We start from the raw sequence: 13,666 nt of genomic DNA on the forward strand, positions 1-13,666 counted from the left end.
CGCGCCGCTCTGCCATCGGGTTATGCCGCAACGCATTGGTCGCTGTCGGGCCTTATTCCCGTGCGCTTCAGCAATTTTTGGGCGCAAGCCTATACTGGCGACTACCAGAAGTGATTCGGGAGCCTGCCGATGTTCGCTCTCATGCAAAGCACTCGCCTGGAATCGCTGCACCTTAGCGTTGATCCGGTCTCCGGATTGAAGGCGGTCATTGCCATCCATAACAGTCGCCTCGGGCCAGCCCTGGGCGGGTGTCGTTATCTTGCCTATCCGAACGATGAGTCTGCTGTCGCGGACGCCATACGCCTGGCTCAGGGCATGAGTTATAAAGCAGCACTGGCCGGCCTGGCCCAGGGCGGCGGGGTGGCCGTGATCGTGCGGCCGGCCCATGTGGAAAACCGTGGCGCGCTGTTCGAAGCCTTCGGTCGTTGCATCGATCAACTCGACGGCCGCTACATCACGGCCATCGACAGCGGCACCTCCGTGGCGGACATGGACTGCATCGCCCAGCAAACCCAGCATGTCACCAGCACCACCTCGGCCGGCGACCCCGCGCCGCATGCGGCGATGGGCGTATTTACCGGCATCCGCGCCACGGCCATGGCGCGGCTGGGCAGCGACAACCTCGAAGGCTTGCGTGTGGCAATTCAGGGGCTGGGTAATGTTGGTTATGCCCTGGCCGAACAGTTGCACGCCGCCGGTGCCGAACTGCTGGTCAGCGACATCGACCACGGCAAGGTGCAACTGGCGATGGAACAGCTCAACGCCCATCCGATCGCCAACGACGCCTTGCTCAGCACACCGTGCGACATCCTCGCACCGTGCGGCCTGGGCGGTGTGCTCAACAGCCACACGGTCACCCAGTTGCGCTGTTCGGCGGTGGCTGGGTCGGCCAACAATCAACTGACGCATCTGGACGTCGCCGATCAACTGGAGCGGCGGGGCATCCTGTATGCACCGGACTACGTGATCAATGCCGGCGGCCTGATCTACGTTTCCCTCAAGCATCGAGGCGAAGAGCTGACGACCATCACCGCGCACCTGTCGAAGATCAGTTCGCGGCTGACCGAAGTCTTCGCCCATGCCCAGGCGGAAAAGCGTTCACCCGCGAGGGTGGCGGACGAGCTGGCGGAGAAGGTGTTGTACCGCTGAGGTTCTTCCAGACATGAAAAAGCCCCTGAGTCATTCAACTCAGGGGCTATTCAATTCAGAGGCTTCAATTCAGGTGCCGATTACTTCGCAGCTTTCGCCGCCTTGGCAGGTTTGGCCGGGGCTTCTGCCGGTTCGGCCGCGTCTGCCGTCTCGGTCGCTACAACCGGTGCCGCCGGTGCATTGATCAGCTCCGACAGGGCATCAGGCTGGCTCTTGAACGCCCGGGCAAACACATCGCGGTTCTTCGCCATGTAGATCCCGACTTCTTCCACTTGCTGCTCGCTCAACGAAGGAACGGCTTTTTCCAGCACTTCGGCCAACAGTTCGGCCAGTTCGAGCATTTTGTCATGACGGTCAGCTTCGGCTTTATCCATGAACAAGCGCTCCAGATCTCGGCTGCTGCGGTATACCACTTCGACGGCCATTCACCACCTCACATGCCTTCACATTAAGTTGTCTTTGCGACTACTGTATCTATATACAGCGAAAAGGATAAGCGAATCCCTGCGCTTTGGGTAGTGGCTTTTTAATGTAGACCGGATTCGGAGTTTGTCAGCCTGACGCCTGCGCACAGGTGCGACCAAACGCCACGGCGCAGGTTTCGCGGCGCCTCGCCATGATGGCGTGGCCTCTTTTCTGCATGCATCTGCGTACGTGCGCAATAACCGTCACGTCCAGCACGCAACATCCGCTCGAACCGGGCTAAGGAACCTTCATCGTGAAAATCAACTGGGCCGAGAAACTGCGGCAAAACGTGCATCAACTGGCCGAGTCCCTGGGCAACCTGTTCGTCGAGACCTTCCACTACCTGGCGCTGTTCGCCATCGGTGCGGTGACCGCCTGGGCGGCGGTGATGGAATTTCTCGGGATGCTCGAGGAAGGGCACATCAAGATCGATGACATTCTGTTGCTGTTCATCTATCTGGAACTGGGGGCGATGGTCGGGATTTACTTCAAGACCAACCACATGCCGGTGCGCTTCCTGATCTATGTGGCGATCACCGCTTTGACGCGCCTGCTGATCTCCAACGTCTCGCACCACAACCCGCCGGACATGGGCATCATCTACCTGTGCGGTGGGATTCTGCTGCTGGCGTTCTCGATCCTGGTGGTGCGTTACGCTTCGTCGCAATTCCCTTCGGTGAAAATCGAGAAGCCGCAGCGCAAGCTCGGTGCGGGCTCCGGTGAACACCCCGAGATCGAGAAGGGCGAGCTCTAAAGACCGATCGAGGGTCGATGCTGGCCCTTGATCTGCCGCGGTGGCGGGGTGAGCCCGTCGCCACGGGTCATGGCTTCGAGGATCGCCATGGCGCTGTGGCCCTGTTCGATGGCGATGCCGAATTGAATGCTTTGCACCAAGCGTTTGAGGCGTTTTGGGTCATTGCGCTGGTCGGCGCTGATCATCCGTTTGGCGACAATCCGGCCGCCGTCGGAAAGGGTCAGCATGATGCTGCCGTCGAGGCCCTGAATGCTCAGGTTGATCTGATAGTCCGGCGCGAAAGCATCGGTAATGATCTGAAAAGGATTGTCCATGATGCGTCACCGCCTGATTGAACGTGCAGTTGTTGACCGGCCTTGATCGGGTTGGTTCGCCAAACCTGACCGTCGGCCATTCCGTGGTCCTGTCTCCTTCAGCGATGTAGCAAGGGACATGCCGGGAATATTGTCGAACAACAGAACCGGCCAAAAAGAAGGCGAGCCCATGGCTCGCCTTCTTCGTTTGCGGCCCGTTTCAGGGCAGAACCGAGTAGATGATCGCCGACAGTGCAATCAGGCCGATCAGCACCACGAACACGTTGGATACCTGGCCCGAATACTGGCGCAAGGCTGGCACGCGGCGGATCGCGTACATCGGCATCAGGAACAACAGGCAGGCAATCACCGGCCCGCCGAGGGTTTCGATCATGCCGAGGATGCTCGGGTTGAAAGTCGCCACGGCCCAGCAACTGAGGATCATGAACAGCGCAGTGGCGCGGTTCAGCCAGCTGGCCGACATCACCCGGCCACGGCCGCGCAGGCTTTTGACGATCATGCCCTGGAAGCCTTCGCTGGCGCCGATGTAGTGGCCGAGGAAGGATTTGGTGATCGCCACCAGCGCAATCAGCGGCGCGGCGTAGGCGATGACCGGAGTCTGGAAGTGGTTGGCCAGGTACGACAGGATCGAAATGTTCTGCGCCTTGGCCGCTGCCAGATCCGCCGGCGACAGTGCCAGCACGCAGCTGAAGCAGAAGAACATCACCGTCACCACCATCATGCCGTGGGCCATGGCGAGGATGCCGCTGCTCTTGCGTTCGGCCTGGTCGCCGTAGCGTTGTTTCTGCTCGACGGCGAAGGCGGAAATGATCGGCGAGTGGTTGAACGAGAACACCATCACCGGGATCGCCAGCCACAGGGTCTTGAGGAATACCGACATTTCCATCGGTTCTTGGGCGCTGGCGAAGAATGCGCCGTTCCAGTTCGGAATCAGGCTGATGCCGAGCAACAACAACGCGGCGACGAACGGATACACCAGCACGCTCATGGCTTTGACGATGACGCTTTGACCGCAACGCACAATGGCCATCAGACCGAGGATCAGGGCCAGCGACAGCACCGCGCGCGGAGGCGGGGCGATGTGCAGTTGATGTTCGAGGAAGCTGCTCAGGGTGTTGGTCAGCGCCACGCTGTACACCAGCAGGATCGGGAAGATCGCGAAGAAATACAGCAGCGTGATCAGTTTGCCGGCGCCAATGCCGAAGTGTTCTTCCACCACTTCGGTGATGTCACCGGAGCGGCCCGACAGCACGAAGCGGGTCAGGCCCCGGTGCGCAAAGAAGGTCATCGGGAATGCGAGCAGCGCCAGGATCAGCAACGGCCAGAAGCCGCCGACACCGGCGTTGATCGGCAGGAACAGCGTACCGGCACCGATGGCCGTGCCGTACAGGCCGAGCATCCAGGTGGTGTCGAATTTGCTCCAGCCCTTGTGGGCGGTTTCGTTATTGCGTGTGCGGTCTACAGCAGGACTTTCGGCAGCAGGTGTACGTACATCGGTCATCGTTTTTGCCTCGTTATTATTCTTGCTCGGGCTCACGTGTTACAGGCGGTCAGGGAGCGCTCCTCAGCACTCCACCCAGCTCACGGCCAGGCCACCCCGTGAAGTCTCTTTGTATTTGTCATGCATGTCGGCGCCGGTATCGCGCATGGTGCGGATCACCCGGTCGAGGGAAATGAAGTGTTTGCCATCACCGCGCAGAGCCATTTGCGTAGCGTTGATCGCCTTCACCGCAGCGATGGCGTTGCGCTCGATGCAGGGCACCTGCACGAGGCCGCCGACCGGATCGCAGGTCAGGCCGAGGTTGTGTTCCAGGCCGATTTCGGCGGCGTTTTCCAGTTGCTCCGGCGTGGCTCCCAGAACATCGGCGAGGCCCGCAGCGGCCATCGCACAAGCGGAGCCGACTTCGCCCTGGCAGCCGACTTCGGCGCCGGAGATCGAGGCGTTTTTCTTGCACAGGATGCCGACGGCGGCCGCGCCCAGAAAGAATGCGACCACGTCATCGTCCGACGCGTCCGGATTGAATTTCATGTAGTAGTGCAGGACGGCCGGAATGATCCCGGCAGCACCGTTGGTCGGCGCGGTGACCATGCGCCCGCCGGCGGCGTTTTCTTCGTTGACGGCGAGGGCGAACAGGTTGACCCATTCCATCGCCGACAGGGTCGAACTGATGACGTTCGGTTTGCCGATTTCCAGCAGGCTGCGGTGCAATTTCGCCGCACGGCGCGGAACATTCAGACCACCAGGCAGCACGCCTTCGTGACGCAAACCTTGCTCGACGCATTCGCGCATCACCGACCAGATATGCAGCAGGCCCTGACGGATCTCGGCGTCGCTGCGCCAGGCCCGTTCGTTGGCCATCATCAGTTCGGAGACCCGCAGGTTGTGCTGCTTGCACAGCGCCAGCAGTTCGACGGCGCTGGAAAAATCGTAGGGCAACTCGACGTCGCCGGCCGGTGCTACGCCGGATTCGGCTTCGGCCGCTTCGATGATGAAACCGCCGCCGACCGAGTAGTACGTTTGCGTGAACAGCTCGGCAGATTCGCCAAAGGCTGTCAGCGACATGGCGTTGGGGTGGTAGGGCAGGCTCTCGTCCAGCAGCAGCAGATCGTGTTGCCAGTTGAAGGCAATGTTTCGCTGCCCGGCCAGACAGAGTTGGCCGGTTTCCCGCAGTTGCTGGATGCGCGGGTCGATGGTCGACGGATCGATGCTGTCCGGCCATTCGCCCATCAGGCCCATGACCGTTGCGCGGTCGGTGGCGTGACCGACGCCTGTGGCCGAGAGCGAGCCATACAAACGGATTTCCACCCGCTTCACATCCAGCAGCAAATGCTCGTCGATCAGGGCCTGGGCGAAGGTCGCGGCGGCGCGCATCGGGCCGACGGTGTGGGAACTGGACGGGCCGATGCCGACTTTGAATAGATCGAAAACACTGATAGCCATGCTAAACCCTTACAAGCAATGGAGTAGGAATCGCTGCCATTTTTTGTAGGACAAGCGCAATGTCGGCGATACTGCCTACCTCGCTTCAACGTGACTAACGAAACTTCCTAAGTAAGCCTTTAGCAGGACTAAACCATGAGCCGTCAATTGCATGCCCAGACTTACGTCTGGCTGCAGGTGTTTTCCTGTGCCGCGCGGCACCTGTCGTTCACCCGTTGTGCCGAAGAACTGCACATCACGCCGGGGGCGGTCAGCCAACAAATCCGACAACTGGAAGAGCGTCTGGGCTTTCGCCTGTTTCACCGTCGCGCGCGGGGTGTGGAGCTGAGTGCGGAAGGGCAGCGGCTGGCGATCACGGTCAACGAGGCTTACGGCAGCATCGATGCGGAATTGCGTCGTCTCGATGCGGGGATGATCAGCGGGATTCTGCGGGTGCGTTCGATTCCATCGTTTCTCAGCAAATGGCTGACCCCGCGTCTGCCGCGCCTGCAACAGCGCTACCCGGACATCCAGCTGCGGCTGGTGGCCGAGGACAGCAGTGTGCCGTTGCATGAAGGGGACTTCGATCTGGCCATCGACTTGAACGATGGCAGTTATCCGGGCCTGTTATCCACAGCCCTGCTCGACGAGCAGATTTTCCCGGTGTGCGCACCGGGCCTGCTGCGCGGACGACCGCCGCTGCACGGGCCGGCGGATCTGGTGCATTTCCCGCTGCTGCACGACATCACGGCGTGGCGCGGCAGTTATGAGTACGCGGAGTGGGAGTTCTATCTCAATGCTGTCGGTTTCGAGGGCGCCGATGTGCGGCGTGGGCACACGTTCAACCGCAATCACCTGACCATCGAAGCGGCGATTGCCGGCATGGGCGTGGCGATTGCCCGGCGTACGCTGCTCAACGACGAACTGGAGCGGGGGACGTTGATCGTACCGTTCGGGATTTCGGTGCCCAATCACAAGCGCTATGTATTGCTCTATGCGCCGGGGGCGCTGAGCCATCCGGGCGTGCGCGCGGTGCATGACTGGCTGGTGGAAGAGGCGGAGACTTTTCGTGGCCTGCACCCGTTGGGTGATGGCCAATTGTGAGCAGATTTTTCAGGGTGGCGGGGCGACCCAACTCCCGACCTTACCAGCGCTTCACTCGGTTGTCCGGCTTTTTTTGCGTATGAATATTTATCTTTTTTCAGGGGTTGAAATGTTCGTCAAGCGGGCCGATTGTTGTAATCAAGAGGTCACGAAATCCTGTTCAAGGCCTCTTGCGAGCTAGCTGAAATAAGGGATGAACTATGCAAATCCAAGTCAACAGCGACAACCATATTCAAAGCAGCAAACGACTGGAGGAGTGGGTACGAACCACAATTGAGAGCACGCTCGACCGTTATGAGGAAGACCTGACCCGTGTCGAAGTCCATCTGAGCGACGAGAACGGTGACAAACCGGGTCCCCATGATTTGCGCTGCCAGCTGGAAGCGCGGCCAAAAGGTCATCAACCGATTTCCGTCACCCACAAAGCCGATTCGCTGGAACAGGCGATCGATGGTGCAGCCGAAAAACTGGAGCACGCGCTGGAGCACCTGTTTGGCAAACTGCGGGGCAAACCGCGAGCCGCTGTGGTGCCGTTCGAAAGAAAGGCGAATGACCGGTTGCTGGAGGAAGAGTTTCTGGAAAACGAACAGGCAGCGATCAACAGTTGATGCGCTGATTTTATAAGTCACCCAATGAGAACGGGCCTGCTATTGCAGGCCCGTTTTTGTTTGTGGCGGGTTTGAAACCCCTCTCCCTTGGGGAGAGGGCAAGGTGCATGTTGTTATCAAAAGGCAACGGAGGTCTGCACATACACCGTGCGCGGCTCACCGACATACTTGCCCTTGTTGTTGTCATCGAACGAGCGGGTGAAATACTGGGTATTGAAGATGTTCTTCACCCCCACGGCCACGTTCAAGTCCGACAGTTGCGGGCCGAAATCATAGCCGGCACGGCTGCTGAACAGCATGTAGCCCGGGATCTTGCCGGTGCTGCCGTCGGCGCTTTCTTTCGAGGTGTTGGCATTGTCGGCGAACTGATCGCTCTGGAAGCTGCTGTCCAGGTTCAGCTTCCACGGCCCTTCGGTGTAACCGACGCCGATCGTGCCTTTGTGTTTCGACGAGAACGGCACACGATTGCCCTTGTTCGGACCGTCTTCGCGGATGGTCGCGTCGACAAAGGCGTAAGTGGCGTAGACATCGAAGCCGGCCAGCGCCGGGCTCAAGCCATCAAGGGCGTAATTGACGCTGGTCTCGATACCCTGATGCCGGGTCTCGCCACGGGCGATCACCGAATCGTTGGTCTGGTTACTTTCGTACTGGTTGTCGAAGTTGATCAGGAACGCGCCGATTTCCGCGCGCAGCGCACCGTTGTCGTAGCGGGTGCCGAGTTCCCAGGTGCGGGCTTTCTCCGGTTTCACTTCGCCGCTGCTCACGCGGTTGGGCATCTGGCTGTATTGCACGCTGCCGAATGAGCCCTCGGTGTTGGCGTACAGATTCCAGCTGTCGGTCAGGTGATACAGCACGTTCAACGCCGGCAGGGCGGTGTTGTAGTCGCCCTTGTATTTGACGTTGGTCAGATTGTTGGTCTGTTGCGACTCGATCATCTCGTAGCGCACGCCCGGCGTGATCGTCCACTTGCCGATGTCGATCCGGTCATCGACGAAGAACGCATTGGCCTCGGTGCCGCCACGGGTGTCGCGGTCGTTGCGGCTGTTGGTGGTCGGGTATTCGTTGCTGGCAATCGGGGTGCGATAGCGCAACTCGTGGCCGGCTTCATTGATGTAGCGATAGCCGACGCCGACTTCATGGCTGGTCGGGCCGAGGTCGAAGCCTTGAGCGAGTCGGGTTTCCAGACCGCGAACCCAGTATTCGCGCGGCGACAGCGACAGGAACGTGCCCTGATCCAGATAACCGCTGCGCAGGGTCTTGGTGAAGAAGGTGTTGGCGGTGAATTCGCGGCGATCTTCCTGATAGCGGTAACCGAAATTGAACATGGTGCGACGACCCCAGAACTGGTCTTTCGGTCGAGTCGACTGATACGGATCGGCATCGTAGTCAGCGACATTCAGACCGCCGGGCATGTCGGCCTTGCCTTCGTAATACTGGGCCATGGCGTTGAAGCTGTTGGCTTCGTCGAGCTGGTATTTGCCCTTGAGGATCAGGTCGTCGATTTCCGTGTCGCTGTGTTCGCGCCAGTCGCCACCGCGCGTGCCGGAGTACAGCAGCGCACCGCCAAGGCCATTGTCGTTGGTGCCGCCGGCCAGCAGGTTGGCGCTGGTCTTGAAGCCGTCGTGGCTCGACGATGGGCTGGTTTCAGTCTGGAAACCGCCCTTGACGGTCGGTTCGTCCGGAATCGCCCGGGTCACGAAGTTGACCACACCCCCGACGTTCTGCGGGCCGTAACGCACGGCACCGCCGCCTCGCACCACATCCACCGCGTCCATGTTGCCCATGCTGATCGGCGCGAAGGACAACTGCGGCTGGCCATAAGGCGCGAACGGTACCGGAATGCCGTCCATCAAAACGGTCGAGCGCGCGGCCAGGCGCGGGTTGAGGCCGCGAATGCCGAAGTTCAGCGCCATGTCGTGGCTGCCGGTGCCGTTGTTTTCCGGCGCGTTTACGCCGGGAATGCGGTTGAGCACATCGCGGGCCTGAGTCGCGCCCTGGCGTTCGAATTCTTCGCGGCGGATCACGTCACGGGCACCGGGATGTTCGAAAACGTTGACCTGTTCGGCTTCACCGAGCCAGTCGCCAACCACTTTCGAAGTATCCAGCTCCAGCGCCGTATCGCTCGACGGTTGCAGGCTGAAAGCGTTGCCGCCTTCGGCCCGGGCCTGCAGGCCTGTGCCTTCGAGAAGCGCGTTCAGACCTTGTTCCGCTGTGTAGCTGCCTTCGAGGCCACGGCTCTGAACACCGCTGGTGACCTGCGAGCCGAACGAGATCAGCACACCAGCCTCACGGCCGAACTGGTTGAGGGCGTTTTCCAGCGACGATGGGGCGATGTGGTAAGCCTTGGTCTCGGCGGCCTGCGCAAGGGGCAGGGCGCTGAAGCTCAGGCTGGCGCCGAGGACGAGGTTGCGCAGGGTTCGGGCCAGCGGCGTGAGGCGGGTGGAGTGCATGGAAGACGGTCCTGAGAAGGTTGAATCAAGGGGGGCTTTCCTTCTCTGTCACGCCAGATCTGAAAAACGGCTCATTTATTTTTTGCAGTGGATCAAACCTTGGCTTCGACCGTCACCCAGTAGCGGGTAAACCGCTTCACTTTCACCGGCAGGCTGATTTCCAGCAGATCGAGAATCCGCTCGCTGTCGTCCAGTGGATAAGTCCCGGAGATCAGCAGGTCAGCCACTTTCGCATCGCAATGGAGTTGCCCGCGACGATAGCGGCCGAGTTCGTCGAGGAAATCACCCAGGCGCATGTGAGCGGCCACCAGCATGCCGTCGGCCCAGGCGCCGCTGTTGGCGTCCAGCGGTTTGGCTTCGCCGACAGAGGTGGTGCTGAAACTCAATTGCCGTGCGACCGGCAGCAACATCGGTGCGCGACCCTGTGTGCTCAACTCGACCCGACCTTCAAACAACGCAACCTGCGTGCGGTCGGCAAACTGCCGCACGTTGATCCGTGCGCCTTGAGTTTTCAGCAGGCCTTGGGCGGTTTGCACTTCGAAGGATTGAGTGGCAGTCAGCAGCATCTCACCTTCGAGCAGACGGATCAGGCCATCGCCCCGTACATCCGCCGCACTGGCGGTGTTGAGCTGCAATTGGCCGCCGGCACCGAGCGATATCTTGCGCCGCTGACCGACCGGGCTGCGGTAATCGGCCAGCAGCGATGGCAACGGATTGTGCTCGCGCATCCCCCAGGTGACCGCAGAACCAGCGCCGAGAATCAGCAACAACTTCAGCGCCTGACGCCGGCTGGCGGACTTCGGCGCATTCAACGCGGCGTGGGCCAGTGGCGACGACAATCCACGCAACCGCGAATTGACCCGCTGAATGTGTTCCCAGGCACGGCGATGTTCGCTGTGGGCGTCGATCCATTGTTGCCAGGCTTGTTGCTGGCGCGGATTCAGCGGGCCTTGCTGCATTTCCAGCAGCCAGTGCACCGCTTGCTCGGCGACCTGCGCGGAAAAGTCCATCGGCGGGTTCACAGGGCGAAGTAGCAGCGCATCGCCGCTTTATTCAGATGACGTTTGACCGTGGCCACGGAAATGCCCAATTCAGCGGCGATCTGCGGATAGGTCAGCCCATCGACCTGAGCCAGCAGAAAGGCACGTTTGACCGCGCGCGGCAGACCGTCGAGCAACTGGTCCAGCTCCATCAGGGTTTGCAGGATGATCGCTTTCTCTTCTTCCGAAGGCGCGACCACTTCCGGCATCTGCGCGAGGGTGTCGAGGTAGGCGCGCTCCAGATCCTGGCGGCGGTAATGGTTGAACAGTACGCGCTTGGCCAGGGTGGTGAGGAAAGCCCGGGGTTCGATGATCACCGGCGGCTCGCGGGCGGTCAGTACCCGGATGAAGGTGTCCTGGGCCAGATCGGCGGCGCTGTCCGGGCAGCCGAGTTTTCTCCGTAACCAGCCGGTGAGCCAGCTGTGATGGGCCTGATACAGCGATTCGACGGGATGGGCGGACGACAACGGCATCACTCCGGGCGCATGCGGATGCGTTAGAGAACAAGAATGGTTCGCATTGTAGGGCTGCGAATGCACGCCGGCAATCAGACTCTTTTGCGTATGAGAATATTTATCATTAATATCACTTCCCTGTTGCCTCGGTATGTTGGCCGGGCGTTAACCGTTTCAGGGTCGAAACATGAAAGCCAAACTCGCCGCACTCCCCATGTCCTATCGTCTGGCCGTCACTTCGCGGGTGCTCGCGGCGGTGTTTGGCGGCTATCTGGTCGCGGCGCTGGCCAGTGTCACGCTGACCCTGTGGTTGCCGCTGAACCGCGCCGAAGCGGTGGTCACCGGCATGACCGTTTCATTCCTGGTCTATCTGGTGGCCGTGCTCTGGTGTTTCGCCTGTCGTAGTGCCTGGGCGGCGTGGGTCGGTTTGCTGGTGCCGAGCGTGATTCTGGCGACGATCTCCGGCGCTGCTCGGGGTCTGGGTTACGCATGAAAGAGGGCTTCCGCCAGGCGATGGCCTGGCTGCACACCTGGACCGGACTGGTCTTCGGCTGGCTGCTGTTCGCGATTTTCCTGACCGGGACGCTGGCGTATTTCAAGGATGAGACCAGCCACTGGATGCAACCGGAAATACCATCGCGTCCGTTGAATGCCGAGGCGAGCCTGACCCTGGCCCAGCAGTATCTGCAACAACATGCGCCCGACGCGACACGCTGGGTTATCGGACTGCCCGATGCCCGTGACCCCGGTCTGAGTGTGCGCTGGCAACAAGCGCCAGCCCAACCCGGCGAGCGCGGCAAATTCATCCGCAAGACGCTCGACGCGCAAACCGGCGCCGAAGTGCAGCCTCGGGAAAGCATGGGCGGCGAGTTCTTCTATCGTTTCCACTTCCAGCTGCAAATGCCTTACCCGTGGGGCCGCTGGCTCGCCACCGCCGCTGCGATGGTGATGTTCATCGCGCTCATCACCGGGATCATCACCCACAAGAAAATCTTCAAGGACTTCTTCACCTTCCGCCCGCGCAAGGGCCAGCGCTCCTGGCTCGACGGGCATAACGCGGTGGGGGTTCTGGTGCTGCCGTTTCACCTGATGATCACCTACAGCAGTCTGGTGATCTTCATGTCGATGGTGATGCCGGCCAGCATTCTGGCGACTTACGGCAACAACTTCGGCGCGTTTTTCGAGGAAGTGTTTCCCGAAACCCCCACTCCTGAACGCTCCGGTCAGCTGGCAATTCTCCCGTCTCTGACGCCGCTGCTGGTGCGAGCCGATGAACACTGGCCCGGCGGCCATGTAGCTTCCGTGACGGTGAACAATCCGGGGGATGCCAATGCGTCCGCCGTGCTGTCCCGGGCCAGTGGTGATCAGGTGGTCTACGAATACGGCAATGACATGACGTTCAACGCCGTTACCGGACAGTTGCTCGGCAGCACGCCGGAGAAACCTTTGCCGATGGCAATTGCCGGCGCCTTCTACGGTCTGCACATGGGCAAGTTCGCTACGCCTGTGCTGCGCTGGCTGTATTTCATCTGCGGTCTGGCGGGCACGGCGATGATCGGCACCGGGCTGGTGATCTGGCTCGGCAAGCGTCAGCTCAAGCATGCGAAGAGCGGTGTGATGCCCTTTGAACTGCGGCTGGTGGAAGTCTTGAACATTGCCGGCATGGCCGGGCTGGTGACGGCTGTGGCGGCATTCTTCTGGGCCAATCGACTGCTGCCGGTCGATCTCGCCGGCCGGGCGGGCTGGGAGGTGAACGGGTTTTTCATTGTTTGGGGTTTGAGTGTGGTGCATGCGCTGTTGCGTCCGGGACGTAGCGCCTGGATCGAGCAGCTGTCGCTGGCAACAATACTGTTTGCAGCACTGCCAGTGCTCAATGCACTGACCACCTCGCACCACCTCGGTGCGACACTGATCCAGCAGGACTGGGCCATGGCCGGGTTTGACCTGACGTGTCTGGCGACCGGATTGTTCCTCGCCTGGGCTGCATGGAAAATGCGGCAGGGTGGACAGGCTGTCGCTGTGAAAAAGTCACGCCGCGATTCCCCCCGGCCGATCACCCTTGAGCAAGGGGCGAACTGAATGCTGTTGGCGCTTATGCTTTGTTATTCCGGTTTCACGGCGCTGTGCCTGGCGATGCCCCGGCACCATGACGAATTGCTCGGTGGCAAACCTTCGGTACGGTGTCGTCGCGGACTGAGCCTTGGCGGATGGTTTTTGCTCGGACTGTCGCTGTGGGCTGCGGTGGCCGGCCATGGCTGGAATTTCGGTCTGGTCGACTGGTTCGCCGTTTTGATGCTCAGCGCATTGGCACTGGTTCTATTGTTGCCCTATTGCCCACGTCTGGCATTGACGTTGGCCGGGTTGAGCCTGCTGACGAGCCCGGTCGCGGCCTGGGCGTTGAACTGAC

Annotated in this window: 13 protein-coding genes and 1 pseudogene; 7 read left to right on the forward strand and 7 right to left on the reverse strand. The window is 60.7% G+C overall.

All coding sequences use genetic code 11. The annotated features are described in order from the left end of the window. Nucleotides 1-129 precede the first annotated feature (129 nt). Nucleotides 130-1,149 (forward strand): Glu/Leu/Phe/Val dehydrogenase dimerization domain-containing protein, encoded by a 1,020-nt coding sequence (locus tag ACKLNA_RS18330; protein WP_085711736.1) that lies wholly within the window; start codon nt 130-132, stop codon nt 1,147-1,149. Nucleotides 1,150-1,316: 167 nt separating this feature from the next. On the opposite strand, the pseudogene ACKLNA_RS18335 reads toward ACKLNA_RS18330, so the two are convergent. After that, nucleotides 1,317-1,574 (reverse strand): annotated as a pseudogene (locus ACKLNA_RS18335) (YebG family protein); the annotation flags it as partial. A 293-nt stretch (nt 1,575-1,867) separates the two neighbouring features. Between ACKLNA_RS18335 and ACKLNA_RS18340 the strand changes: the two are divergent. Further along, entirely contained in the window at nt 1,868-2,368 is a 501-nt protein-coding gene (locus ACKLNA_RS18340; RefSeq protein ID WP_003221775.1) for a phosphate-starvation-inducible protein PsiE, read from the forward strand. Here the strand turns inward: ACKLNA_RS18340 and ACKLNA_RS18345 are convergent. From ACKLNA_RS18345 to ACKLNA_RS18355, 3 genes are all read right to left on the reverse strand, one after another. Beyond that, on the reverse strand, nt 2,365-2,682 hold the full coding sequence (locus tag ACKLNA_RS18345; RefSeq protein ID WP_408986664.1) for a DUF3509 domain-containing protein: 318 nt from the start codon (nt 2,680-2,682) through the stop codon (nt 2,365-2,367). The two genes, ACKLNA_RS18340 and ACKLNA_RS18345, sit on opposite strands and share 4 nt — an antisense overlap. Nucleotides 2,683-2,881: 199 nt before the next feature. After that, on the reverse strand, nt 2,882-4,183 hold the full coding sequence (locus ACKLNA_RS18350) for an HAAAP family serine/threonine permease (RefSeq protein WP_408986665.1): 1,302 nt from the start codon (nt 4,181-4,183) through the stop codon (nt 2,882-2,884). Between the two features lie 63 nt (nt 4,184-4,246). Further along, nucleotides 4,247-5,623 (reverse strand): L-serine ammonia-lyase, encoded by a 1,377-nt coding sequence (locus ACKLNA_RS18355; protein ID WP_408986666.1) that lies wholly within the window; start codon nt 5,621-5,623, stop codon nt 4,247-4,249. A gap of 135 nt (nt 5,624-5,758) precedes the next feature. Here ACKLNA_RS18355 and ACKLNA_RS18360 point away from each other — a divergent pair, with 135 nt between their 5' ends. After that, a complete protein-coding gene (locus ACKLNA_RS18360) occupies nt 5,759-6,706 on the forward strand; it encodes a LysR substrate-binding domain-containing protein (protein ID WP_408986667.1) in 948 nt (315 codons plus the stop codon). A 200-nt stretch (nt 6,707-6,906) separates the two neighbouring features. Continuing rightward, complete coding sequence (locus ACKLNA_RS18365; RefSeq protein ID WP_085711730.1) at nt 6,907-7,314, forward strand: HPF/RaiA family ribosome-associated protein; 408 nt, start codon at nt 6,907-6,909, stop codon at nt 7,312-7,314. Between the two features lie 116 nt (nt 7,315-7,430). Here the strand turns inward: ACKLNA_RS18365 and fecA are convergent, their stop codons facing one another. From fecA to ACKLNA_RS18380, 3 genes are all read right to left on the reverse strand, one after another. Beyond that, nucleotides 7,431-9,764 carry a TonB-dependent Fe(3+) dicitrate receptor FecA gene (fecA, locus tag ACKLNA_RS18370; protein WP_408986668.1) on the reverse strand — a complete coding sequence of 778 codons (2,334 nt, stop codon included), beginning with the start codon at nt 9,762-9,764 and terminating at the stop codon, nt 7,431-7,433. A 92-nt stretch (nt 9,765-9,856) separates the two neighbouring features. Further along, nucleotides 9,857-10,786: a DUF4880 domain-containing protein gene (locus tag ACKLNA_RS18375; RefSeq protein WP_408986669.1), complete on the reverse strand. Its 930-nt coding sequence runs from the start codon at nt 10,784-10,786 to the stop codon at nt 9,857-9,859. Further along, nucleotides 10,783-11,271, reverse strand: a complete 489-nt coding sequence (locus ACKLNA_RS18380; RefSeq protein WP_085730110.1) for a sigma-70 family RNA polymerase sigma factor — start codon at nt 11,269-11,271, stop codon at nt 10,783-10,785. The genes ACKLNA_RS18375 and ACKLNA_RS18380 overlap by 4 nt, the downstream gene beginning before the upstream one ends. A gap of 175 nt (nt 11,272-11,446) precedes the next feature. On the opposite strand from ACKLNA_RS18380, the gene ACKLNA_RS18385 reads away from it, so the two are divergent. The 3 genes from ACKLNA_RS18385 to ACKLNA_RS18395 are packed head-to-tail and all read left to right on the forward strand — an operon-like array spanning nt 11,447 to nt 13,665. Further along, nucleotides 11,447-11,752, forward strand: a complete 306-nt coding sequence (locus ACKLNA_RS18385) for a DUF3649 domain-containing protein (protein ID WP_169428931.1) — start codon at nt 11,447-11,449, stop codon at nt 11,750-11,752. Then, nucleotides 11,749-13,338 (forward strand): PepSY-associated TM helix domain-containing protein, encoded by a 1,590-nt coding sequence (locus ACKLNA_RS18390; protein ID WP_408986670.1) that lies wholly within the window; start codon nt 11,749-11,751, stop codon nt 13,336-13,338. The genes ACKLNA_RS18385 and ACKLNA_RS18390 overlap by 4 nt, the downstream gene beginning before the upstream one ends. Beyond that, nucleotides 13,339-13,665, forward strand: a complete 327-nt coding sequence (locus tag ACKLNA_RS18395) for a DUF3325 domain-containing protein (RefSeq protein WP_408986671.1) — start codon at nt 13,339-13,341, stop codon at nt 13,663-13,665. Nucleotide 13,666: the final 1 nt, after the last annotated feature.

Origin of the sequence: Pseudomonas sp. UV AK001 (assembly GCF_046097675.1) — a bacterium.
Taxonomy (GTDB): Bacteria; Pseudomonadota; Gammaproteobacteria; order Pseudomonadales; family Pseudomonadaceae; genus Aquipseudomonas; species Aquipseudomonas kribbensis.

What these genes read in the sequence shown, in the direction of transcription:
- ACKLNA_RS18330 (WP_085711736.1), top strand. Translation starts at nt 130, where the DNA reads ATGTTCGCTCTCATGCAAAGCACTCGCCTGGAATCGCTGCACCTTAGC.
- ACKLNA_RS18345 (WP_408986664.1), bottom strand. Translation starts at nt 2,682, where the DNA reads ATGGACAATCCTTTTCAGATCATTACCGATGCTTTCGCGCCGGACTAT.
- ACKLNA_RS18350 (WP_408986665.1), bottom strand. Translation starts at nt 4,183, where the DNA reads ATGACCGATGTACGTACACCTGCTGCCGAAAGTCCTGCTGTAGACCGC.
- ACKLNA_RS18355 (WP_408986666.1), bottom strand. Translation starts at nt 5,623, where the DNA reads ATGGCTATCAGTGTTTTCGATCTATTCAAAGTCGGCATCGGCCCGTCC.
- ACKLNA_RS18360 (WP_408986667.1), top strand. Translation starts at nt 5,759, where the DNA reads ATGAGCCGTCAATTGCATGCCCAGACTTACGTCTGGCTGCAGGTGTTT.
- ACKLNA_RS18365 (WP_085711730.1), top strand. Translation starts at nt 6,907, where the DNA reads ATGCAAATCCAAGTCAACAGCGACAACCATATTCAAAGCAGCAAACGA.
- fecA (WP_408986668.1), bottom strand. Translation starts at nt 9,764, where the DNA reads ATGCACTCCACCCGCCTCACGCCGCTGGCCCGAACCCTGCGCAACCTC.
- ACKLNA_RS18385 (WP_169428931.1), top strand. Translation starts at nt 11,447, where the DNA reads ATGAAAGCCAAACTCGCCGCACTCCCCATGTCCTATCGTCTGGCCGTC.
- ACKLNA_RS18390 (WP_408986670.1), top strand. Translation starts at nt 11,749, where the DNA reads ATGAAAGAGGGCTTCCGCCAGGCGATGGCCTGGCTGCACACCTGGACC.
- ACKLNA_RS18395 (WP_408986671.1), top strand. Translation starts at nt 13,339, where the DNA reads ATGCTGTTGGCGCTTATGCTTTGTTATTCCGGTTTCACGGCGCTGTGC.